The following is a 408-nucleotide window of genomic DNA, read 5'->3' on the forward strand; positions in this document are numbered from 1 at the left end:
ACCTTCAAATACAAGTCCACGGTGTATATCCCCAAGCCCTCCCGAAATCCGAAAGGGCAAAAGTGGACGACTTTTACGCCGCCCGCGACAACACTATGCCGTCGCTACCGTGGCCGAGTATTGCTCCGCCGTTCACATCCCCGTTCTCCATCGGAGCAAAAGGGTCCTGATTTTTCAACTGGGTGGTCATCAGGGTCAGAAAATCATCCTGTCCCAAGTCCTTGTTATTGGGTGCAACATTGGTCGCGAGGCTTTCCGTGTCATATTCACCTGCATTCCCCAAGTGGCGTGTCGTTTGAGGTGAAGATCGCCTGTATCCGAGCGCTAGACAAGGATTTTCTGCCGCAAGCGGCACCTGCGGTCGCGCAGACTGCTGGATCTGGACGGATCAGACCGCGAAGCCGCTGT

General features: G+C 55.1%; 1 protein-coding gene. It reads right to left on the reverse strand.

The features are described from left to right. Window positions 1–73: 73 nt before the first annotated feature. Window positions 74–283 carry a flagellar hook capping FlgD N-terminal domain-containing protein gene (locus AB9K37_RS00475; RefSeq protein ID WP_369835104.1) on the reverse strand — a complete coding sequence of 70 codons (210 nt, stop codon included), beginning with the start codon at window positions 281–283 and terminating at the stop codon, window positions 74–76. Window positions 284–408: the final 125 nt, after the last annotated feature.

Source organism: Donghicola sp. XS_ASV15, from assembly GCF_041224595.1.
Taxonomy (GTDB): domain Bacteria; phylum Pseudomonadota; class Alphaproteobacteria; order Rhodobacterales; family Rhodobacteraceae; genus Donghicola.